19 protein-coding genes are annotated in these 21,119 nt (G+C 68.7%); 6 read left to right on the forward strand and 13 right to left on the reverse strand.

Translation table 11 applies throughout. The features are described 5' to 3' along the window. Nucleotides 1-31: 31 nt before the first annotated feature. Complete coding sequence (locus AC5P9F_RS14400) at nt 32-919, forward strand: LysR family transcriptional regulator (RefSeq protein WP_005411991.1); 888 nt, start codon at nt 32-34, stop codon at nt 917-919. On the opposite strand, the gene AC5P9F_RS14405 is transcribed toward AC5P9F_RS14400, so the two are convergent. Next, on the reverse strand, nt 888-1,355 hold the full coding sequence (locus tag AC5P9F_RS14405; protein ID WP_005411992.1) for a YehS family protein: 468 nt from the start codon (nt 1,353-1,355) through the stop codon (nt 888-890). The genes AC5P9F_RS14400 and AC5P9F_RS14405 overlap by 32 nt on opposite strands. 83 nt (nt 1,356-1,438) lie before the next feature. Here AC5P9F_RS14405 and AC5P9F_RS14410 point away from each other — a divergent pair, with 83 nt between their 5' ends. Together AC5P9F_RS14410 and AC5P9F_RS14415 are read left to right on the forward strand one after the other, a co-directional pair. Next, nucleotides 1,439-1,927 carry a hypothetical protein gene (locus AC5P9F_RS14410; protein ID WP_005407755.1) on the forward strand — a complete coding sequence of 163 codons (489 nt, stop codon included), beginning with the start codon at nt 1,439-1,441 and terminating at the stop codon, nt 1,925-1,927. Between the two features lie 87 nt (nt 1,928-2,014). Further along, on the forward strand, nt 2,015-2,767 hold the full coding sequence (locus tag AC5P9F_RS14415) for an SDR family NAD(P)-dependent oxidoreductase (protein WP_005411994.1): 753 nt from the start codon (nt 2,015-2,017) through the stop codon (nt 2,765-2,767). Between the two features lie 89 nt (nt 2,768-2,856). On the opposite strand, the gene AC5P9F_RS14420 is transcribed toward AC5P9F_RS14415, so the two are convergent. From AC5P9F_RS14420 to AC5P9F_RS14435, 4 genes are all read right to left on the reverse strand, one after another. After that, entirely contained in the window at nt 2,857-3,756 is a 900-nt protein-coding gene (locus AC5P9F_RS14420; protein WP_197596610.1) for an SPOR domain-containing protein, read from the reverse strand. 21 nt (nt 3,757-3,777) lie between these two features. Further along, nucleotides 3,778-5,466 carry an arginine--tRNA ligase gene (gene argS / locus AC5P9F_RS14425; protein ID WP_005407758.1) on the reverse strand — a complete coding sequence of 563 codons (1,689 nt, stop codon included), beginning with the start codon at nt 5,464-5,466 and terminating at the stop codon, nt 3,778-3,780. Nucleotides 5,467-5,579: 113 nt separating this feature from the next. Next, entirely contained in the window at nt 5,580-6,284 is a 705-nt protein-coding gene (gene radC / locus AC5P9F_RS14430) for a RadC family protein (protein WP_005407759.1), read from the reverse strand. Between the two features lie 69 nt (nt 6,285-6,353). Then, on the reverse strand, nt 6,354-6,980 hold the full coding sequence (locus tag AC5P9F_RS14435; RefSeq protein ID WP_043035174.1) for a response regulator: 627 nt from the start codon (nt 6,978-6,980) through the stop codon (nt 6,354-6,356). A 228-nt stretch (nt 6,981-7,208) separates the two neighbouring features. On the opposite strand from AC5P9F_RS14435, the gene coaBC reads away from it, so the two are divergent. From coaBC to AC5P9F_RS14450, 3 genes are read left to right on the forward strand one after another with little or no spacing between them, the layout of a single operon-like run. Next, the gene (gene coaBC, locus AC5P9F_RS14440) at nt 7,209-8,471 is read left to right on the forward strand and encodes a bifunctional phosphopantothenoylcysteine decarboxylase/phosphopantothenate--cysteine ligase CoaBC (protein ID WP_043035173.1); all 1,263 of its coding nucleotides are present in this window, start codon (nt 7,209-7,211) and stop codon (nt 8,469-8,471) included. Further along, the gene (dut, locus tag AC5P9F_RS14445; protein ID WP_005407763.1) at nt 8,468-8,941 is read left to right on the forward strand and encodes a dUTP diphosphatase; all 474 of its coding nucleotides are present in this window, start codon (nt 8,468-8,470) and stop codon (nt 8,939-8,941) included. Before coaBC ends, dut begins: the two co-directional genes overlap by 4 nt. Nucleotides 8,942-8,953: 12 nt before the next feature. Beyond that, a complete protein-coding gene (locus AC5P9F_RS14450) occupies nt 8,954-11,296 on the forward strand; it encodes a phosphomannomutase/phosphoglucomutase (RefSeq protein ID WP_005407764.1) in 2,343 nt (780 codons plus the stop codon). A 241-nt stretch (nt 11,297-11,537) separates the two neighbouring features. Here AC5P9F_RS14450 and AC5P9F_RS14455 read toward each other — a convergent pair whose 3' ends face one another. The 8 genes from AC5P9F_RS14455 to pyrE form a co-directional block, all read right to left on the reverse strand. Next, entirely contained in the window at nt 11,538-12,251 is a 714-nt protein-coding gene (locus AC5P9F_RS14455; RefSeq protein ID WP_005412001.1) for a response regulator transcription factor, read from the reverse strand. Beyond that, nucleotides 12,232-14,892 (reverse strand): ATP-binding protein, encoded by a 2,661-nt coding sequence (locus AC5P9F_RS14460; protein WP_111173346.1) that lies wholly within the window; start codon nt 14,890-14,892, stop codon nt 12,232-12,234. Before AC5P9F_RS14460 ends, AC5P9F_RS14455 begins: the two co-directional genes overlap by 20 nt. 51 nt (nt 14,893-14,943) lie before the next feature. Further along, nucleotides 14,944-15,594 carry a potassium-transporting ATPase subunit KdpC gene (gene kdpC / locus AC5P9F_RS14465; RefSeq protein WP_308679701.1) on the reverse strand — a complete coding sequence of 217 codons (651 nt, stop codon included), beginning with the start codon at nt 15,592-15,594 and terminating at the stop codon, nt 14,944-14,946. Further along, nucleotides 15,591-17,648 (reverse strand): potassium-transporting ATPase subunit KdpB, encoded by a 2,058-nt coding sequence (gene kdpB / locus AC5P9F_RS14470; RefSeq protein WP_495231989.1) that lies wholly within the window; start codon nt 17,646-17,648, stop codon nt 15,591-15,593. The genes kdpC and kdpB overlap by 4 nt, the downstream gene beginning before the upstream one ends. 10 nt (nt 17,649-17,658) lie before the next feature. Next, nucleotides 17,659-19,368: a potassium-transporting ATPase subunit KdpA gene (gene kdpA / locus AC5P9F_RS14475; protein WP_308679705.1), complete on the reverse strand. Its 1,710-nt coding sequence runs from the start codon at nt 19,366-19,368 to the stop codon at nt 17,659-17,661. A 12-nt stretch (nt 19,369-19,380) separates the two neighbouring features. Continuing rightward, on the reverse strand, nt 19,381-19,473 hold the full coding sequence (locus AC5P9F_RS14480) for a potassium-transporting ATPase subunit F (protein ID WP_005407770.1): 93 nt from the start codon (nt 19,471-19,473) through the stop codon (nt 19,381-19,383). Between the two features lie 174 nt (nt 19,474-19,647). Beyond that, nucleotides 19,648-20,313: a hypothetical protein gene (locus AC5P9F_RS14485; protein WP_005407771.1), complete on the reverse strand. Its 666-nt coding sequence runs from the start codon at nt 20,311-20,313 to the stop codon at nt 19,648-19,650. A gap of 19 nt (nt 20,314-20,332) precedes the next feature. Beyond that, the gene (gene pyrE, locus AC5P9F_RS14490) at nt 20,333-20,992 is read right to left on the reverse strand and encodes an orotate phosphoribosyltransferase (RefSeq protein ID WP_005407772.1); all 660 of its coding nucleotides are present in this window, start codon (nt 20,990-20,992) and stop codon (nt 20,333-20,335) included. Between the last annotated feature and the right edge of the window lie 127 nt (nt 20,993-21,119).

Below are 21,119 nucleotides of genomic sequence, written 5' to 3' on the forward strand. Positions count from 1 at the left end.
CATCCATGCCATCTGGAAACGAGATAGTTGGATGAATCTCAAGCAGCTCGAATTTGCCGTTGCCCTGGCCGAAGAGGGCAATTTCACCCGTGCCGCCGAACGCTGCCATGTGGTGCAGTCCGCGTTGAGCCACCAGATTGCCTACCTGGAGCAGGAACTGGGCACGCCGCTGTTCGAGCGCCTGCCGCGGCAGGTGAGGGCGACGGCAGCGGGTGAGGCGCTGCTGGTGCACGCACGCCAGGTGCTGGTCAGCCTGCGCCACCTGCGCGCCGACGTGGCCGCGGTCAGTGGCGAGGTGCGCGGGCTGCTGGCGATCGGGCAGATCTCCTCGCTGACCGATATCGATGTGGTGGCGATGCTGGCCGCGTTCCAGCAGGCGCACCCGCAGGTGGAATTCCAGTTGCGGGTGGACAAGAGCGAGGACCTGATCGCGCAGGTGCAGTCGCGTGACCTGGATGTTGCACTGGTGGGGTTGGCGCCCTCGGCCGGCCTGGACGGGGTCTGCCACCAGATGCTGCAGGAAGAAGACCTGGTGGCGGTGCTGGCCCCCTCGCATCGGCTGGCTAGGCGCAAGCGGCTGCCATTGACCGAACTGCAGGACGAGGCGCTGGTCGACTTCCCGCGCGGCACCGGTGCGCGGCGGCAGACCGACGATGCTTTCGTCGCCGCTGGCCTGCCGCACACAGTGCGTTTCGAGGTCAACCTGATGGAACTGGTCGAGCGCTTCGTCCGCCATGGTCTGGCGGTTGGCATCGTGCCGGCGCTGATCGCCGAAGGCTTCCAGGGCGTGGTGCGGATTCCGCTGCAGCCAACCCCGACCCGCCGCGTGCACCTGGTCTGGCAGCGGCTGCCGACACCGGCGGCGCGGGCGTTCGTCGAGGCCGTGCTCAGCCGCGCAAGCGCAGGCTCAGGCCCTTGAGGAAGTTGCGCAGCATCTGGTCCAGGCAACGCCGGTAGTTGGTGTGCCCGGGCTGGCGGAACAGCGCACCGACTTCCGACTTGGAGACGTTGAAACCGGCGCTGGCGAAGATCTCCATCAGATCGACGTCGCGCAGCTGGAACGCCACGCGCAGCTTCTTCAGCACCAGGTTGTTGTCGATGCGGGTTTCCACCGCGCGCTGCGGCTGGCTCTCGTCGCGACCGCGCAGGTGCACGATCAGGCCATCGAGGAAGTGCGCCAGCGCGCTGTCGCTCATCGCTTCGAAACCGGCTTCGTCCTCGCGGCGCAGCCAGGCCTTCACCTGTTCGGGATCCACGGCGAAGGCCGGGTCGGCCATCTGGCACAGGGTCACCACGTGGTGGTCGCCCAGGTCCAGGGAATAGCGCACGCTGCGCAGGACATCGTTGTTGATCATGGCCCATTGTACCGGCCCCTGGCGTGTCACCGGAGTGTCATCGAACTGCAGCATCGTGGGCACTCGTTCGCTGAGACCCTTGCATGCGCCGGTATCTGTTTTCCGCACTGCTGCTCGCCAGCAGCTTCGCTGCCTTCGCCCAGGACCGCTTCGTACCCGTCGAGCGGCGCCTGAGTGCATCCCAACTGGCCGAGGTCGGGCTCAGTCCAGCGCAGTTGCAGGCGCTGAACCGGGTACTGCGCGAGGCAGAGCGCGCGGCCACCGGGCCGACGGCAGCGGTGGCCCCCGCCGCTGCGCCGCTGCCTGCCAATGTGCCGGCACCGGCAGCAATGCATCTGGGCCTGGAAGAAGGACCGGTCAATGCACGCGTGGTCGGAGAGGTCGCAGGCTGGCAGCCCGGCACGCTGTTCACCCTTGATAACGGCCAGCAATGGCAGGTGATGAAGGGGCAGATGAAGCTGCGCAAGGTGCTGCAGTCGCCGCAGATCGCCGTTGTTCCAGGAATTGCCGGGCGCTGGTTCCTGCAGGTCGACGAAGACCTGCCCAAGGCCAGAGTGTTTCGCGTGCGTTGAGCCGGGGGGACGGCAGGACGGCGGGCAACTCAGGACGGGCCGGGAATGCCAGAATGGGCGTCCGGTTTTTCCCCCTGGAGTTGCCTGATGACCCGCACTGTCCTGATTACCGGCGCCACGTCCGGCTTCGGCGCCGCCGCCGTCCACCGCTTCGCCCAGGCCGGCTGGAAAGTGATCGCCACGGGCCGCCGCGGCGAACGCCTGCAGCCGCTGGTCGATCGCTACGGCAAGGACGTGGTGCATGCCGCCGCCTTCGACATCCGCGATCCGGTTGCGATGGAAGCGGCGCTGCTGGCACTGCCGCCCGCCTTTGGCGAGATCGATCTGCTGGTCAACAACGCCGGCCTGGCGCAGGGCACCGCGCCGGCACAGAGCGCCAAGTTGTCGGACTGGACCACGATGATCGACACCAACATCACCGCGCTGGTGACCCTGACCCACCGCCTGCTGCCGCAGCTGGTGGAGCGCAAGGGCGCGATCATCAATATTTCGTCGGTGGCCGGCGTCTACCCGTACCCGGGTGGCAACGCCTACGGTGGCACCAAGGCTTTCGTCAGCCAGTTCTCGCTGGGCCTGCGTTCGGACCTGCACGGTACCGGCGTGCGCGTGACCACGATCGAGCCAGGCATGGCTGAAACCGAGTTCACCGTGGTGCGTACCCACGGCGACCAGGCGGCGTCGGACAAGCTCTACAACGGCGCCAACCCGATGACCGCCGAAGACATCGCCGAACAGATCTTCTGGGTGGCCAGCCTGCCGCCGCACCTGAACATCAATCGCCTGGAACTGATGCCGGTCAGCCAGTCGTTCGCCGGTTTCCAGGTCGCCCGCGAAGGCTGATGGCCGTTTGCAGAGTCGAGCATGGCTCGACTCTGCAGAAACAAGAAAAAGCCGGGCAATGCCCGGCTTTTTCATTCACAGCGGCAGGCTTACTGGGCCTTGATCGCCATTGCCTGCAGGCCGGTGCCATCCAGCTTCTGCTTGGCTTCGGACAGTTCACCGGCGCTGCCATACGGCCCCATGCGCACGCGGTACACGGTCTTGCCGTTGATCCGTGCTGACTCCACGCGCGCCGCAAGTCCCATCATCGCCAGCTTGGCCTTGGTTGCTTCGGCATCGCCGGAGGCGCCGAAGGCGCCTGCCTGCAGGATATAGCGGGCGTTGTCGGCGGCCGCCGGTGCGGCAGTGGCCGGGGTACCCGCCGTTGCCGTTGCGGTTTCCACGCGCGCTGCCGGCGTGGCGGCGGCGGTGCTGGTCGAGGCCGTGCTGGCCGGCGGCGTTGCCGCAGCCGGACGTTCACTCAGCGGTGCCGGCAGCGGACGGCTGGTGGCGGTCACCTGCGCGGTGCTGGACACGCTGGCGGTGGCCGCCGGTGCCGGTGCGGTCGTGGTCGCCGGCGGAACCGGCTTGCCTTCCAGTGCCGCCTGCGCGCGCTGCGCTTCGGCCTTGGCCCGGCGCTGGTCTTCGGCACGCGCGCTGGCGGCCAGTTCGGCGTCGGACATCTCGACTTCCTTGCCCGGCAGCAGGGTGTAGAAGTCGTACTGGGTGGCGGCCGGCTTTTCCGGTTCGGCCGGCTTCGGCGCAGCCGGCTGCGCGGCCGGCTGGGTACCGACATCGCTGTCGGCATCGGCGACCGGCGCCGGCTGCGCGTTCGGGTTCGGCTGCGGACCGGCGCGCAGGAAGCCATCGCCCTCGCCCTTGAACAGGTTCGGCGCCGCCAGGAACACCACGGCCGCGATCGCTACACCGGCCACCAGCCACACCCATCCGGGGGTGCCCTGGCTGCCGCTGTTGCGTCGTGCCTGGCTTTTGCCGCGTCGTGCTGCCATGTGTACTGCGTCTCCTGATGCTTACATTTTTTCCGGGGCGCTGACGCCCAGGAGTTCGAGGCCATTGGCCAGTACCTGGCGCGCCGCACAGGCCAGGGTCAGTTTGGCGTTGCGATCGGCGGCATCTTCCACCAGCACCGGCGTCCCGTGATACCACGTGTGGAACGCGTGCGCCAATTCACGCAGGTACTGCGCCACCAAATGCGGTTCCAGCGCCACGCCGGCCGCTTCCACCACTTCCGGATAGCGCGAGATCTCGTTCATCAGCAGCAGCGAGGCGTCGTCGGCCAGGCGGCCGAGGTTGGCCAGGCCGTTGCCCTGCTCGTACACCAGGCCCTTCTCCTGCGCCTGGCGCAGCAGGCTGCAGACGCGGGCATGCGCGTACTGCACGTAGAACACCGGGTTGTCGTTGCTCTGCTGGCGGGCCAGGTCGATGTCGAAGGTCAGCTGCGAATCGGGCTTGCGCGCGATCAGGAACCAGCGGGTGGCATCGCGGCCGGCTTCCTCGATCAGGTCGCGCAGGGTGAAGTAGCTGCCGGCACGCTTGGACAGCTTCACTTCCTCGCCGCCACGCATGACGGTGACCATCTGGTGCAGCACGTATTCCGGCCAGCCCTGCGGGATGCCCACTTCCATCGCCTGCAGGCCGGCGCGCACGCGGGCCAGCGAGCCGTGGTGGTCGGCGCCCAGCTCGGTGATCGCGCGCTCGTAGCCGCGCTGCCACTTGGACAGGTGGTAGGCCACGTCGGGCACGAAGTAGGTGAAGGTGCCGTCGGACTTGCGCATCACGCGGTCCTTGTCGTCACCGAAGTCGGTGCTGCGCAGCCACAGCGCGCCACCTTCTTCATAGGTATGACCCGACGCCTGCAGCTTGGCCACCGCTTCGGCTACCTTGCCGTCGGCGTACAGCGAGCTTTCCAGGAAATAGATGTCGAAGTCGACGCCGAACGCGGCCAGGTCCAGGTTCTGCTCGTTGCGCAGGTAGGCCACGGCGAAGCGGCGGATCGCCTGCATGTCGTCCGGGTCCTTGGCGCCGACCACGGTGCTGCCTTCCAGGTCGACGCTGGCGCCGGCCATGTAGGCGCGTGCGACGTCGACGATGTACTCGCCGCGGTAGCCACCTTCCGGCCAGCCGTCCTGGTCCGGCGCGATGCCCTTGATCCGTGCCTGGGTGGACAGCGCCAGGTTCTCGATCTGCACGCCGGCGTCGTTGTAGTAGAACTCACGCTTGGCGTTCCAGCCGTTGGCATCGAGCACGCGCGCCACGCAGTCGCCGATCGCCGCCGCGCGGCCATGGCCGACATGCAGCGGGCCGGTCGGGTTGGCCGACACGTATTCCACGCCCACCGTGCGGCCATTGCCGGACAGGTTGCGGCCGTAGTCGTGGGCTTCCTTGATGACCGACGCGGCTTCGCGCTGGTACGCGGCCGGGGCCAGGTGGAAGTTGATGAAGCCGGGGCCGGCGATCTCGACCTTGCTCACGTCCTCGCTGCGCGGCAGCGCCTCGACCAGCGCCTGCGCCAGTGCGCGCGGATTGCTGCGCGCGGCCTTGGCCAGCAGCATCGCGGCGTTGGTGGCGAAGTCGCCGTGGTCGCGGGTCTTCGGGCGCTCGACCACGAAGTCCGGCGGCAGGGAGTCGGCGGGCAGGGTGCCATTGGCGCGCAAGGCTTCGATGCCTTGGCTGATCAGGGCGCGGAGGAGATTTTTCACGAGGCCTGCTGTGAGAATGAGCGGCGGAATCGCCCATTTTAGCGCAGATACCCGCGCCCACGCTGACCAGAACATGCCTGTGGGGGCGGCCGATGGCGCCTGAAGGGCCGCGCTCAGCCGAACAGCCGCGGCTGGGGCGGGGATAGCAGACCCCGTTCAGCAAATGAAACGGGACGGCCCTCGCCGACCACGAAGTGGTCCAGCAGGCGCACGTCCACCATCGCCAGCGCCTGCTGCAGTTCGTCGGTGATGCGGGTATCGGCGCTGGAGGGTTCCGGATCGCCGGAGGGGTGGTTGTGGCTGAGGATCACCGCCGCCGCGTTGTGCAGCAGGGCGCGCCGCACCACTTCGCGGGGGTAGACCGGTGCGGCGTTGATGGTGCCGTGGAACAGCTCTTCACAGGCGATCAGGCGGTGGCGGTTGTCCAGGAACAGGGCCATGAAGACCTCGCGAGCCTGGCCACGCAGCCGGTGCTGCAGGTAGCGGCCGACCGCCGCCGGATTGTTGCCAACCGCCTCGCCGTGCTCCAGCTCAGCCGCCAGGTAGCGATGGGCCAGTTCCAGCCCGGCAGCAAGCGTGCAACTGCGTGCCGGGCCGAGCCCGGGCAGGCGGGCGAGCTCGGCGGCGGGTCGGTCGAGCAGTACCCTCAACGGGCCGTGCGCCTGCAGCAGGTCGCGCGCGGTCTGCACGGCATCGCGGCCACCGAACCCGGAGCCGAGAAACAGGGCCAGCAGTTCGGCGTCGGAAAGTGCCGTGGGCCCGCGCGCGATCAGCTTCTCGCGGGGGCGTTCCTGTTCGGGCCAGTCATGGATGGGCATGGCCCATCATCGCCAGACCTTGCGGTGGCTCCCATCGGGGCATGCCGCGGGCTGGGGTCGGAGGTTGCCTCAGTCGCGCCGGGTCTGCAGGTAGTCGAACAGTTCCTGGTTGTTTTGCAGGCCCAGCTTGCGCTTGGCTTCGGCCTTCTGCCGGCTGATGGTCTTCGGGCTGCGCCCACAGCGCTCGGCGACCTCGTTCACGCTGAGGCCGGCTGCCAGCAGTTCCAGCACTTCCTGTTCGCGTGCCGACAACGGCGCCGGCTGACGCGGAAACAGCAGGTCGCGCGCCTGCAGGTGGTGGCGCAGCTGCTGGGAGACGAATACCTGCCCGGCCAGCGCGGCGTTCAGCGCGTGGGGCAGTTCGGCGAAATCGGCGCACTTGTCGACCAGGCCACTGATACCCTCCCGCAGCAGGCTGTCCAGCAGGCCGGGATGGCGGGCGCCGGTCAGCACCACCACCGGCAGGCCAGGGCGGCGCATGCGCAGCGCGTCGATCAGCTCCGGACCGTCCGGACCGGCACCCGGCATCGACAGGTCGGTCAGCACCGCATCGCAGTCGTGGTGATCCACCAGCTCCAGCAGCTGGGCGCCGTCGCGCGCACTGCCGACGATGTCCATCAGGTAGGTCTGCAGCACGATACGGATGCCATGCAGGACCACGGGATGGTCGTCGGCGATGATGATGCGCGGATGCACGCGGCTCCTCGAAGGTCGAACAGGCCACGGCGGGCGGCAGCCAATGCCTGATTCTGCAAAAGCGCAGACCCGTAGAGGTATAGGAAAGGTCCGAAACTGGTACCGGGTGAATCCCGGGTCAACGGAGACGGACTCCATCTGCTGATAGCCGCCCGCTATGTGCGCCCTGCACCGGGACATTACCGACCATCGGGTAAGCTAGCGCCCTCGTTTGCACAGGAATTCCAGGTGGCTGACTCCCCCAACGCTTCCCCCGCGCCGGCCCGCGCGCTGGAAGGTCAGAAACTGCTGTTGTGCGTCGGAGGCGGGATCGCGGCCTACAAGGCCCTGGAACTGGTGCGGCGCCTGCGCGACGCCGGTGCCCAGGTGCAGGTGGCGATGACCGCCGGAGCACAGCAGTTCGTCACTCCGCTCAGTTTCCAGGCCCTGTCCGGGCAGCCCACCCGCACCACGCTGTGGGACAGCGCCGCCGAACAGGCCATGGGCCACATCGAGCTGGCCCGCTGGGCCGACCGCATCGTGGTCGCCCCGGGTACCGCCGATCTGCTGGCCCGGCTGGCCCAGGGCCACGCCGATGATCTGGTCAGCACCCTGTGCCTGGCCAGTACCGCGCCGCTGACGATCTGCCCGGCGATGAACCACCGCATGTGGCTGCATCCGGCCACCCAGGCCAACATCGCCCTGCTGCGCCAGCGCGGCGCGCAGGTGATCGGCCCGGTCGACGGTCCGCTGGCCGAAGGCGAATCCGGTCCCGGCCGTCTGGCCGAACCGGGCGACATCGTTGCCGCGCTGGCTGCCAATGGCAGTGCTGCAGCGGCGGTTGTCGCACCGGAAACCCGCGTGCTGCAGGGCCTTCGGCTGCTGATCAGCGCCGGCCCGACCTATGAAGACATCGATCCGGTGCGCTACGTCGGCAACCGCAGCAGCGGCAAGATGGGCTTTGCCCTGGCCGCGGCCGCCGCGACGATGGGTGCCCAGGTGGTGCTGGTCAGCGGTCCGGTACAGCTGCCGACGCCAGCCGGCGTGCAGCGCGTGGACGTGCGCTCGGCCGCGCAGATGCGCGATGCCGTGCTGAAGTCGTTGCCGGCCGACATCTATATCGGTGCCGCCGCGGTGTCCGACTACACGCCACGCCAGGTCGCGCCGCAGAAGCTGAAGAAGACTGCCGACAGCCAGTCGCTGGTGATCGAGCTGGTGCGCACGCCGGACATCCTCGCCGAAGTCGCTGCACAGACGCAGTCGCTGAAGCTGGTGGTCGGCTTCGCCGCCGAGACCCACGACGTGGAGAAATATGCGCGTGGCAAGCTGGTCGACAAGCGCCTGGACCTGGTGATCGCCAACCAGGTCGGCATCAGCGGTGGTGGATTCGAGAGTGACAACAACGCCGCCACGGCCTTCTGGCAGGACGGTGAACAGGTATTTCCGGCCACCTCCAAGCGCGAGCTGGCCGAACAACTGCTGGCGCTGATCGCGCGGAGACTCCAGGCATGACCCAGGCTTCCACTTCCCAACCGCTGCAGGTCAAGCTGCTTGATCCGCGTTTCGGCGACAGCTGGCCGCTGCCGGCCTACGCCACCGAAGCCAGCGCCGGCATGGACCTGCGCGCGGCGCTGGATACCGCGCTGACCCTGCAGCCGGGCGACACCGCGCTGGTGCCCAGCGGCCTGGCCATCCATATCGCTGATCCGCACCTGTGCGCGGTGATCCTGCCGCGTTCCGGGCTGGGCCATCGCCACGGCATCGTGCTCGGCAACGGCACCGGCCTGATCGACGCCGATTACCAGGGTCCGTTGCTGATCAGCGTCTGGAACCGTGGCCGCGAGGCCTTCACCATCGAGCCGGGCGATCGCATCGCGCAGCTGGTGGTCGTGCCGATTGCCCGCGTCAGCCTGCAGGTGGTGGATACTTTCACCGACAGCGTGCGGGGAACGGGTGGATTCGGCCATACCGGGGTGCGTTGACGGGGGACATTGATGAGCGGCATCGGGGAAGGGCAGCGGGAACGGTCGTTGGGACGCAGTGCGCCACTACTGGGGGTGCTGCTGGTCCTGCTGGCCGGCTGGTTCGGATGGAGCGCGGTGCAGCAATGGCGGCAGGAGGCCAACGGCCAGGCGCTGGAAGAAGCGCGTGACCAGGCCGTGCAGGGCTTGCAGGAGGCCGCAGCCGGCCAGCTGAAGCAGCTGCAGCAGCAGTTGAAGAACGAACGCGTGCAGCAGGCACTGCAGGCCGGCGACGCCGCGGCAGCGGCGCTGGCCGTGCGCGAGAGCTGGACCGGCGTGGAGCAGGCTGACGTGCTGACCGCCGATCTGGCCACGGCCTATGCCGACCCGGCCACCTTCGGCTACGCACGCCTGGCCCTGCTGGAACAAGCGCTGGCCGAGGGCAAGCCTGGCCTGCGCGTGGTGCGCGATGCAGGTGGCAATCGCCTGGGTCTGGCGGCTCCGGTGCAGCTGGGCAGCCTTGGCCCGGCAGTGCTCTACGTGCGCCAGCCATTGCTGCGGCTGACCTCGCCGCTGGACCAGGTGAGCGCCCCGTCCACCGGCTTCCTCGGCCTGCGCCAAGGCACGCATGACCTCGTTGCCCAGGGCGACGCCGGCCTGGCCGAGAGCGCCGAAGCGCTGGCGCGCCCGGTTCCGGGCACGCCGTTGCGGCTGGTGGCCGCCGTACCGAATGTCGAAGCCGGTCCTCTGGGCCTGGGTTCGCTGGCCAGTGCCATCGTCGCGCTGCTGCTGGCGTTCATCGCCGTGCTGCTGGTGGTGGGTCGCGGCCGGCTGCCGAAGTCGCTGCCGTTGCCGCGCCGTGCGGCCGTGGCGGAAGCGGATCATGGCCCGACCCTGAGCGAGAGCCTGCAGATGGCGCCGCCACCGGTGGCCGCCGCCAGCGCCGCGGACACTGCGCCGCCGCCGCCACCGGTCCCTGCCGGGGAACTGGCCGCCGGCATCTTCCGCGCCTACGACATCCGTGGCGTGGTCGGCAGCGAACTGACGCCGAAGACCGCCGCGCTGATCGGCCAGGCCATCGGTACCGTGGCGCTGGAACAGGGCCTGCGCGAGGTGGTGATCGGCCGTGATGGCCGCCTGTCCGGCCCGGAACTGGCTGCGGGATTGGCCGAGGGCCTGCGTCGCACCGGTTGCGCGGTGATCGACATCGGCCTGGCACCGACGCCGGTCGTCTATTACGCTGCCTTCCACCTGCGTACCGGCACCTGCGTGGCGGTCACCGGCAGTCATAACCCGCCCGAGTACAACGGCTTCAAGGTGGTCATCGGCGGCGAGACGCTGTCAGGCGATGCCATCACCGATCTCTACCAGCGCATCGTCGAGGGGCGCCTGGCGCAGGCGGCCGAGCCGGGCGATTACCAGCAGCGCGATGTCAGTGCCGACTACATCCAGCGCATCGCCGACGACGTGCAGCTGGACCGCCCGTTGAAGGTCGTGGCCGATGCCGGCAACGGCGTCGCCGGTGCGCTTGCACCACAGCTGCTGGAAGCCATCGGCGCCGAAGTCATCCCGCTGTACTGCGATGTCGACGGTACCTTCCCCAACCATCATCCCGACCCGAGCGAGCCGGCCAACCTGGAAGACCTGGTGCAGACGGTCAAGCGCTTCGGCGCCGACCTCGGCGTCGCCTTCGATGGCGACGGAGACCGGTTGGGCGTGGTCACCGGCGAAGGCAGGATCATCTATGCCGACCGCCTGCTGATGCTGTTCGCCGCCGACGTGCTGATGCGCAACCCCGGCGCGATGGTGATCTACGACGTGAAGTGCACCGGCAAGCTGTCCGATCACGTGCTGCGCAATGGTGGCAGCCCGTTGATGTGGAAGACCGGGCACTCGCTGATGAAGGCGAAGATGCGCGAGACCGATGCCGAGCTGGCCGGCGAGATGAGCGGCCACTTCTTCTTCAAGGAGCGCTGGTTCGGTTTCGACGATGGCCTGTATGCCGCCGCGCGACTGCTGGAGATCCTGGCGCAGCGCGAGGAAACCCCGGACGAGGTGCTGGCCGAGCTGCCGGAGATGGTGGCCACGCCGGAACTGAAGGTGCCGGTGGCCGAAGGCACGCCGCATGCGCTGGTGGCGATGCTGGTGGCGGCGGCACAGTCGCCGGACAACCCGTATGTGGGCGGCCGCCTGTCGACCATCGACGGCCTGCGCGTGGACTTCCCCGATGGCTGGGGCTTGGTGCGTGCTTCCAATACTACGCCGGTGCTGGTGCTGCGCTTCGAGGGCAACGACGAGGCGGCACTGGAACGCATCCAGGCGTTGTTCCGCAGCCAGCTGCAGCCGGTGCTGGGCGACACCCCGCTGGGGTTCTGAGGTGGGGCCGGGCTGCGCCCGGCACTCGCCGAATCAACGTCAACGTCAACGTCAACGTCAACGTCAAAGGCCGGCTATCCGGGGGATGGCGGGGCGGTGTCGGAGTGCGGGGACGCAGCAAGTACGTCCCTGTAAGCTTGGCAGCCGCATCCATGCGGCTGACACCCCGCATTCCGACACCGCCCCACCCCTGACAATGTCCTGGAGCTGTTGGTAGGTGTCGACCTTGGTCGACACACCCTCACCCCTTGAAACGCAAGCCCACGCCCGGCTCGGTGAACAGGTAGCGCGAATCCAGCGCTGAATCGCCCAGCTTGTGCCGTAGCTTGCCGACCAGGATGCGCAGGTAATGGGTGTCGTGCTGGTGGGTCGGGCCCCAGATTTCCTGGAGGATCTGCGGCTGGGTCACCACCCGCCCGGCATTGCGCAGCAGCAGCGACAGCAGCGCGTACTCCTTGCGGGTCAGCGCTACCGGCTCGCCATCCAGCGCCACTTCGCGGCGTACGAGATCCACATGCAGATGGCCATCGTCGAACACCGGTGGCGTGCCGTCGCTGGGCACGCTGCGCGTGCGCAGCAGCGCCCGCACCCGCGCCATCAGTTCCTGCGTGCCAAACGGCTTGGTCACGTAGTCATTGGCGCCGGTGTCCAGCGCCCGCACCTTCTCGGCCTCGCCGGCGCGCACGGTCAGCATGATCACCGGCACCTGGCTCCACTGCCGCAGCTGCTCCAGCACCTCGTGGCCTTCCATGTCCGGCAGGCCGATGTCCAGGATCACCAGGTCCATGTCCTCGCTGGCCGCCAGCTGCAGGCCTTCCTGGCCGGTGGCCGCCTGCCGCACCTGGTAGCCCTGCGCGCGCAGGCTGATGTCCAGGAACCGGCGGATCTGGGTTTCATCATCGATCACCAGCACGCGCGGGGCCGGCGCGCTGGCGTCAATCGGAGTCGGGCTCATCGTGGGAGGCTGGCTTGAGCAGGGGCAGGGTGATGCGGATCAGGGTACCGCGACCGTCGCGTCCGGGCAGCGCCTGCACGCTGCCGCCATGCGCACCGACCATGCCCTGGCAGATGGTCAGGCCCAGGCCGGTGCCGTGGCGGCCACGGTCGCCGCGCTCGACGCTGTAGAACATGTCGAAGATGCGCGCGCGCTCGTCATCGGGAATGCCGGGGCCGGCATCGATCACATCGATGCGCAGCTGTCCGTCCAGTTCGCGCGCCTGCACCTGCACGGCGGCATCGGGTGGCGAGAACTTGGCCGCGTTTTCCATCACGTTGAACACCGCCTGTTCAACCAGCGCCGGGTGTACCCAGATTGGCGCGAGCGTGGCCGGAATATCCAGCTCCAGCCGCACCTTGGGCTGGTAGCGCTGCAGGCGCCGCGCCGCCGAGCCGATCAGCTCGTCCACGCCGATCCAGTCGCGGTTGATCTTCAACCCTTCGTGGCCGAGCCGGGTCATGTCCAGCAGGTTCTGGATGTAGCGGTCCAGCCGCTCGCCTTCGACCAGGATGGTGTCCAGCAGGGCACGGCGATCAGCCGTATCCATCGCCGCACCGTAGCTGGCCAGGCTGTCGGCCGAACCGATCATCGCCGCCAGCGGCGAGCGCAGGTCGTGTGACACCGAAGAGAGCAGGGCCGAGCGCAGCCGCTCGGTCTCGTTGCTGACGTGGGCCTGCTCCAGTTCGGCCACCAGCCGCGTGCGCAGCGCGGCCTGGGCGATGTCGTCGACCATCGCCTCGGCCAGCTGCCGCTGCTCGGGCAGCAGGCGCGCCTGTGCGCCGGGCAGGTAAAGGCCCGCCACGCCGATGGCGCGGTCTTCGCCATCCAGCAGCGGCAGGAACCACCATTGCGCACCGGCCAGGGTGTCGGTGAAGCGCCCGCTCGGCTGGCCGTGGCGCAGTGCCCAATCGGCGGCGGCCAAGTCGGTATCGCCCGGCTGGCTGCGGCCACCGGTTGCGGTATCGGCGCCGATCCGTAGCCACGCTGGAACGTCCATGGCCTGTTCCAGTGCATGCCGACCCGCCTGCGCCACCTCGCCGTTGCCGGCCGCGCTGGCCAGCTGCCGTCCCAGCTGCTGGCGCGCACGCGCATGTCGATTCGCCGCACGCAGCGCGATCACCTGCATGCGCAGGCGCGAGGCCAGGCGTCCGGCCACCAGTGCGGCGGCCAGGAACAGGAACACGGTGATCACGCCCTGGCGCGCGCCGATGGCGAAGGTGAAGCGCGGCGCGATGAACAGGAAGTTGTAGGCGAGGAAGCACAGGATCGCCGCCATCACCGCCACGCTGGCGCGCGTGCGTGCGGCCACCAGCACCACCGCCACGATGAACACCATCGACAGGTCGGCCATGCCGACCCAGCGTTCGGCCAGCCATGCCACCGCACAGGCCAGCGCGGTGGCGATCAGCGCCTGCACCGGTTCGTAGCTGATGCCGCGCATCGGCGGCAGCAGGCCCTCGCGGCGCGAGCGCGCACGTGCCTGTGGGGTGCTGATGATGGTGATCTCGTAATGCGCGCCGCGCTGGATCAGCTGCTGGGTCAGGGTGCGGTTGAACATCCGCGCCAGTGGACGTTCGCGGGTCCGGCCGAGCACCAGGGTCGACACGCCGTTGTGCGCGGCATGGTCGAGCAGGGCATCGGCGATGCTTGATCCGTGCAGCAGTTCGGCGTCGCCGCCGAGGCGGCGTGCCAGGGCGAACGCAGCATCGATCTCGCGCCGGGTCGCCTCGTCCTGGCGTCGGCCCTGCACGGTCACCACCGTCCACGGCGCATCGCGGCGTTCGGCGATGCGCCGCGCCACCCGCACCAAGTATTCGCTCTGACCGCCGCCATCAATGGCCACCAGCACGCCACGACGCAGTGGCAGGTTGCTCTCGCCGCGCGCGGCGCGCGCTTCACGCAGGCTGCTGTCGACGCGGTCGGCGGCCTCCTGCATGGCCAGCTCGCGCAGTGCGGTGAGGTTGGCCGGCGAGAAGAACGCCTGCAGCGCCTGCGCGGCCTGTTCGGGCACATAGACCTTGCCCTGCTGCAGGCGCGCGATCAGCTCGCGCGGCGGCAGGTCGACCAGCACGATGTCATGCAGGCGGTCGAGCACCCCATCCGGCACGGTCTCGCTGACCCGCACACCGGTGATGCGCATCACCACGTCATTGAGGCTTTCCAGATGCTGGATGTTGACCGTGGTCCAGACGTCGATGCCGGCGTCCAGCAGCTCCATCACATCCTGCCAGCGCCGCTCGTGGCGGCTGCCGGGTGCATTGCGATGGGCCAGTTCGTCCACCAGCACCAAGGCCGGATGCCGTGCGAGCACGGCATCCAGGTCCATCTCCTGCAGGGCATGGCCGTGGTAGGCCACGTCCTTCAGCGGCAGCTGTGGCAGCCCCTCCAGCAGCGCCTGGGTATCGGCACGGCCATGGGTTTCCACCAACCCGACCACCAGGTCAACGCCGCGGCGCAGCTGTTCCTGCGCGCGGGTCAGCATGGTGTAGGTCTTGCCCACGCCCGGCGCCGCACCGAGGAACACGGTCAGCTTGCCGCCGGCTTCGCGTTGCAGGCCTTCGACCAGGGCATCGGCCTGGCGGGTACGCGCATCAGTCATGGGTGCCGCTGTCATGGCCGCCATTGTGCGCGCAGCCGGTGCAGGCCGGCATCACGGCGCCTTGGGCGCGTGGTCCAGCGCGAAGTTCAGCGTCACCACGTTCACCCGCGGCTGGCCGAACAGGCCCCACTGGCGACCTTCGGTATGCGCCTGCACCAACGCCTGCACGCGTTCCACCGGCAGGCCACGGGCACGCGCCACGCGTGCCACCTGCAACTGCGCTGCAGCCGGCGACAGCTGAGGATCCAGGCCGCCGGCGGACTGGGTGACCAGGTCCGCAGGAACCTGCGCCGGGGCAACGCCTTCGCGTGCGGCCACCGCCGCGGTGCTGGCGGCAACACGCTCGGCCAGCGCCGGGTTGCTGCGCGCCATGTTGGAACCGGCTGCCGCCATCGGGTCGTAGTTGGCCGCCGATGGCCGTGCCTGGAAGTAGCCGTCACCGGCGAACGGCTGCGACAGCCACGCCGAGCCGCGCACCTGGCCGCTGCCATCGCGCAGCAGGCTGCCCTCGGCCTGGGTCGGGTAGGCCAGGCCGGCGAAACCGGTGGCGATACCGGCGTAGACCGCACCCGCCAGCAGCAGGGTGGCCAGGCCCAGGCCGATCGCCGGGCGCCAGCTGGCGCCGTCCTGCAGGCTGGCCACCCGGGCCTCGGCCTTCGGTTCGCGGGACAGGGAAGTGGAGGTGGAAGCAGAACGGTTCATGCGCCGAATACCAGGACAAGAAGGAGGTCGATCGCCTTGATCGCTGCGAACGGCAGCAGCACGCCGCCGAGGCCGTACACCAGCATGTTCCGGCGCAGCAGCGCCGTTGCGGTGGCCGGGCGGAAGCGCACGCCACGCAGGGCGAGCGGGATCAGGGCGGGAATCACCAGGGCGTTGAAGATCAGCGCCGCCAGCACCGCATTGCGCGGGCTCGACAGCTGCATCACGTTCAAGGCGGCCATGGTCGGAACGGCCGCGGCGAACAGCGCCGGCAGGATCGCGAAGTACTTGGAGACGTCGTTGGCCAGCGAGAAGGTGGTCAGCGCGCCGCGGGTGATCAGCTGCTGCTTGCCTACTTCCACCACTGCCAGCAGCTTGGCCGGGTCCGAATCGAGGTCGACCATGTTGCCGGCCTCCTTCGCCGCCTGCGTACCGGAGTTCATCGCCAGGCCGATGTCGGCCTGGGCCAGTGCCGGGGCGTCGTTGGTACCGTCACCGACCATCGCCACCAGGCGGCCACCGGCCTGCTCCTGGCGGATGCGCGCCAGCTTGTCTTCCGGTCGCGCCTCGGCGATGTAGTCGTCGACACCGGCTTCGGCAGCGATCGCGGCGGCGGTCAGCGGGTTGTCGCCGGTGATCATCACCGTGCGGATGCCCATCGCCCGCAGCTGCGCGAACTTCTCGCGCATGCCGTGCTTGACCACGTCCGACAGTTCGATCACGCCCAGCACGTGGCGGCCCTCGGCCACCACCAGCGGGGTGGCACCGTTGCGTGCGACCTGCTCGACGCGGCCGGCCAGTTCAGCCGGCACACTCCCACCCAGTGCCTGCACGTGGGCACGGATCGCATCGGCCGCGCCCTTGCGGATCTGCCGGCCATGTTCCAGGTCCACGCCGGACATGCGGGTCTGCGCACTGAACGCCAGGTACTCGGCGTGGTCCGGTTCAGCGGTGGCGCAGCCCTGTTCGCGCGCCAGGCGCACGATCGACTTGCCTTCCGGGGTCGGGTCGGCCAGCGAGGACAACAGCGCCGCTTCACGCAGCTGGCTGGCATCGATACCGGCCAACGGATGGAAGTGGCTGGCCTGGCGATCGCCGTAGGTGATGGTGCCGGTCTTGTCCAGCAGCAGCACGTCCACGTCGCCCGCGACTTCCACCGCCTTGCCCGACTTGGCCAGCACGTTGGCGGCCAACGCGCGGTTCATGCCGGCGATGCCGATGGCCGGCAGCAGGCCGCCGATGGTGGTCGGGATCAGGCAGACCAGAAGCGCGATCAGCAGCAGCGGGTCAACCTGCACGCCTACCGCCGCGCCAATGGCCGGCAGCGTCGCCACCACCACCAGGAAGGTCAGCGTCATCTCCGCCAGCAGCAGGGTCAGTGCGATCTCGTTCGGCGTCTTCTGCCGGTTGGCGCCTTCCACCAGCGCGATCATCCGGTCCAGGAAGCTGTGGCCCGGCTCGGCGGTCACCCGCACGATGATCTGGTCGGACAGCACCTTGGTTCCGCCGATCACACCGGAACGGTCGGTACCGGCCTCGCGCAGCACCGGTGCCGATTCGCCGGTCACCGCTGCTTCGTTGATGGTAGCCAGGCCCTGCACGATCTCGCCATCGGCCGGTACCAGCTCACCGGCACTGACGATCACATGGTCGCCCGGGCGCAGCTCGGCGGCTGGCAGCTGGGTTTCCGCGGCACCCGGTTGCGGTGCGGCCAGGCGGCGCGCCACCAGGTCCTGGCGGGCGCGGCGCAGCGATGCGGCCTGGCCACGGCCACGTGCTTCGGCCACGGCTTCGGCGAAATTGCCGAACAGCACGGTCACCAGCAGGATCGCGGTCACCGCCAGGCCAAAGCCCAGCGGCGCATTGCCGGTCAGGGTGACGATCGCGGCCACGATCGTGCCGGCCATCACCACCGCCATCACCGGGCTGCGCACCAGATGCATCGGCGACAGCTTGCGCACTGCCTCGACCAGTGCGCGGCGCAGGCCTGCGCCATCCAGCAGGGCAGGGCGCGGTGCGAGGGAACTACGGGTTGAACTTGCATGGGTACTCATTGCGGTGTCCTCAGTGCAGTCCCAGGCTCAGGTGGTCGGCGATCGGGCCGAGTACCAGCGCCGGCATGAACTGCAGCACGGTCAGGATGACGATCACCGAGACCAGGGTCAGGGCGAAGGTCGGCGTTTCGATCTGCAGGCTGCCGGCAGACTCCGGCGCCTGGCGCTTGGCAGCCAGCTGTGCGGCCACCACCAGCGGGATGATCAGCAGCGGGAAGCGGCCCAGCAGCAGCACCAGCGAGCAGCTCAGGTTCCACCACAGCGTGGCGTCTCCCAGCCCTTCGAAGCCCGAACCGTTGTTGGCATAGGCCGAGACATACTCGTAGAACACTTGGCTGATGCCATGGAAGCCGGGATTGGAGGTGCCCGCCAGGCCGGGCACGGCCAGGGTGATCGCGGTGAACACCAGCAGGGTGATCGGCTGCAGCAGCACGAGCAGGGCCAGCAGGCGCACCTGTGGCGTCTCCAGCTTGCGGCCGAACAGTTCCGGCGTGCGCCCGGTCATCAACCCGGCCAGGAACACACCCAGCAGCAGGTACACGATGAACTGCTGCAGGCCACAACCGATGCCGCCCCAGATCGCGCTGACCAGCATGTTGACCATCGCGATGCCGCCACTGAGCGGCGCCAGCGAATCGTGCATGCCGTTGACCGAGCCGTTGGAGACCTGGGTGGTCACCGCCGCCCACAGCGCAGTGCCATCGGCGCCGAAGCGCACTTCCTTGCCTTCCATCAGCAGCGGGGTGGCGGCGCTGGCGCTATGCCCTTCGCTCCACATCATCGCGCCGGTGGACAGCAGCGACATGCCCAGCATGCAGCTGAACACCAGGGCGCCGAAGCGGCGCCGGCCGGTGAACGCGCCGATCATGAAGATCACCGCCATCGGCACCAGCAGGATGCCGACGATCTCCAGCGCGTTCGACAGCGGGGTCGGGTTCTCCAGCGGGAAGCTGCTGTTCGGGCCATACCAGCCGCCGCCGTTGGCGCCCAGCTGCTTGGCCGCGACCATCGCCGACACCGGTCCCAACGGCAGTTTCTGTTCGGCCATGCCAGCGCTGGCATCGATCGGCGTGGCCTGTGGCCCACCGGCCATCGTCGACGGCACGCCCTGACTGGTCAGCACCAGCGTCCACACCAGGCACAGCGGCAGCAGGAAGCGCACGCACAGGCGCACCACGTCCACGTAGTAGTTGCCCACCGCCACCTGGCGGTCATCGCCGGCCCTGGTGGTCGCCGCAGCCTGCGGCGCACGCGAGAACAACGCGCGCAGCGTCGCCACCGCCAGCGCCAGGCCCATCATCGGCGTCACCACCTGCAGGCCGGTGATGCCGGTCATCTGCGAGAAGTAGGACAGCTGCGCCTGGCCCGAATAGTGCTGCTGGTTGGTGTTGGTCAGGAACGAGATCATCGTGTGCAGCGCGGTGTCCCAGCGCATGTTCGGGATCTGGTCCGGGTTCAACGGCAACCAGGCCTGGGTCATGAACACCGCCTGGGTCAGCACCGCGACCACCACGTTGCTCAGCACGAAGGCCAGCACATAGCCGCGCCAGGACATGGCGCGCGATGGATCGACGCCAAGCACCTTGTACAGCGGCTTCTCGATCCAGTGGAACAGCACGTCGACCTTCATCGGCGTGCCGCGCATCACGCGCGCCAGGTACAGGCCCAGCGGCCACGCCAGCAGCAGGCTGGCGGCAATAATCACAAGCATCTCAGTCATGGCCGGCTCCGCTCAGAACGACTCGGGCCGCAGCACGACATAAAGGAGATAGGCGGCGGCAACCAGCACCAGCACGCCACACAACAACGACAGCCAGGGGGACATTGCAATAGCGTCCTGGTGGAACCCCTCCACCTCAGGCCGCCATCGTCGTCCTACCCCCCATAAACGCACTACGCGCTGGACCGGGCCGACGCGTAAAGAGTGCATAAATTCCGTGGGCCAACCCGTAACCAGGCCCGGGGTAGCGCCGGGCCATGCCCGGCGGAGGCAGCGCCGTCAGCCCGCCGGAGCGTCCGCTGGCACCAGCCCCTTCAGCTCGCGATAGCGCTGCAGGGTGCTGTCGATCTCGGCCTTCAACGCCTGCTGCTGCTGCACCAGCCCGGCCTGCAGGCGCTGCTGCGCCTGCAGCTGCGCATGCCGCTTGCGGATCGCCTCGGCCTGCTTGTCGGCCACCTTGGCGCCGGCCAGCTCGCGGTCTCCCGCCGCCGACAGCAGCGCCACCAGCGACTCACGCAGGCTGGTGACGTTGTACTCGGCTGTCTTCAGGTTGTTGTCCAGCACTTCCTGGCGCTCGGCAAACACCCGGCGCAGGTCGGCCTCGCTGCCGTAGGTGGACAACATGGCCTGCTCGGTGCGCTGGCGGGTCTGCTCGGCCATCAGGTCCAGCTGTTGCTGCTGCGCAGCGGTGCTGGCAGCGGCACGCTCCTCGTCGGTCAACGCGCGCTGGACCTGCGCATTGCGCAGGCCCGTGCTCGCATTGAATTCCTCGCGGGCATGGTTGACCGCGTCGGCCGGCAGCGAATCACTGCAGATCCGCTCCTTGCCCTCGTTCCAGCAGTACAGCTTCTTTTCCGCCTTGCCGCTGTCGCGCGACTGCGCCGGTACGGTGAACGGCACGACCAGCAGCAGGCCGGCGAAGAGGACAGCAGGAACTCGGGACATGACCTTTCCCCTGGGTCGGTCAGCGGATCGAACGAACGCCGTACTGGGCCCGGTAGGCTTCCAGCGGCTGCCGGTAACCCACAAGTTCCGGGTTGCCGGAGGCGAAATCAAGCAGATCGGCCAGCGATGCCACGGCGATCACCGGGATACCGGCTTCTTCGGCCACCGACTGCGCGGCAGAACGGCGGTCGGTCTCCGAAGCGATCTCCTGGCGGTCCAGCGCCACCACGATGCCGGCCGGGGTGCCACCGGCGGCGCGGATGATGCCCAGCGCTTCGCGGATCGCGGTACCCGCGGTGATCACGTCGTCGACGATCAGCACGCGCTTGCCCTGCATGTCGGCGCCGATCAGCTGGCCACCCTCGCCATGGTCCTTGGCTTCCTTGCGGTTGAACGACAGCGGCAGGTCGCGGCCGCGCTGGGCCAGCTCGCAGGCCATCGCGGTGGCCAGCGGGATGCCCTTGTAGGCTGGGCCGAACACCACGTCGTACTTGATCCCGCTGGCATCAATGGCATCGGCATAGCACGCGCCGAGCTGGGACAGCAGCGAGCCGGAGTCGAAGCGCCCGGCGTTGAAGAAATAGGGGCTCAGCCGGCCGGACTTGAGGGTGAACTGGCCGAAGCGAAGGGCGTCGGCGGTCAGGGCCAACTGCAGGAAACGGTGGCGGTGGTCGCTCATCAAAACTCGATTCATCTTCATTTGGAGCACAAATCCTAATCCAGCTGGGCGTTTCGCGCTCGTCCGGCCCCGTGTGAAGGCGCTGGCGGGCCCACCCGGCGGACTGCGCAGCCCTGCAGTCAACCGG

The sequence above is a fragment of the Stenotrophomonas sp. YJH_SMC_4 genome, from assembly GCF_059371575.1.

Coding starts and splice junctions, on each gene's coding strand:
- AC5P9F_RS14410 (WP_005407755.1), top strand. CDS start 1,439: ATGCGCCGGTATCTGTTTTCCGCACTGCTGCTCGCCAGCAGCTTCGCT.
- AC5P9F_RS14450 (WP_005407764.1), top strand. CDS start 8,954: ATGAGCGGCATCGGGGAAGGGCAGCGGGAACGGTCGTTGGGACGCAGT.
- AC5P9F_RS14405 (WP_005411992.1), bottom strand. CDS start 1,355: ATGATCAACAACGATGTCCTGCGCAGCGTGCGCTATTCCCTGGACCTG.
- kdpA (WP_308679705.1), bottom strand. CDS start 19,368: ATGACTGAGATGCTTGTGATTATTGCCGCCAGCCTGCTGCTGGCGTGG.
- radC (WP_005407759.1), bottom strand. CDS start 6,284: ATGCCCATCCATGACTGGCCCGAACAGGAACGCCCCCGCGAGAAGCTG.
- dut (WP_005407763.1), top strand. CDS start 8,468: ATGACCCAGGCTTCCACTTCCCAACCGCTGCAGGTCAAGCTGCTTGAT.
- AC5P9F_RS14480 (WP_005407770.1), bottom strand. CDS start 19,473: ATGTCCCCCTGGCTGTCGTTGTTGTGTGGCGTGCTGGTGCTGGTTGCC.
- AC5P9F_RS14485 (WP_005407771.1), bottom strand. CDS start 20,313: ATGTCCCGAGTTCCTGCTGTCCTCTTCGCCGGCCTGCTGCTGGTCGTG.
- pyrE (WP_005407772.1), bottom strand. CDS start 20,992: ATGAGCGACCACCGCCACCGTTTCCTGCAGTTGGCCCTGACCGCCGAC.
- AC5P9F_RS14455 (WP_005412001.1), bottom strand. CDS start 12,251: ATGAGCCCGACTCCGATTGACGCCAGCGCGCCGGCCCCGCGCGTGCTG.
- AC5P9F_RS14400 (WP_005411991.1), top strand. CDS start 32: ATGAATCTCAAGCAGCTCGAATTTGCCGTTGCCCTGGCCGAAGAGGGC.
- AC5P9F_RS14460 (WP_111173346.1), bottom strand. CDS start 14,892: ATGACTGATGCGCGTACCCGCCAGGCCGATGCCCTGGTCGAAGGCCTG.
- kdpB (WP_495231989.1), bottom strand. CDS start 17,648: ATGAGTACCCATGCAAGTTCAACCCGTAGTTCCCTCGCACCGCGCCCT.
- AC5P9F_RS14415 (WP_005411994.1), top strand. CDS start 2,015: ATGACCCGCACTGTCCTGATTACCGGCGCCACGTCCGGCTTCGGCGCC.
- AC5P9F_RS14420 (WP_197596610.1), bottom strand. CDS start 3,756: ATGGCAGCACGACGCGGCAAAAGCCAGGCACGACGCAACAGCGGCAGC.
- kdpC (WP_308679701.1), bottom strand. CDS start 15,594: ATGAACCGTTCTGCTTCCACCTCCACTTCCCTGTCCCGCGAACCGAAG.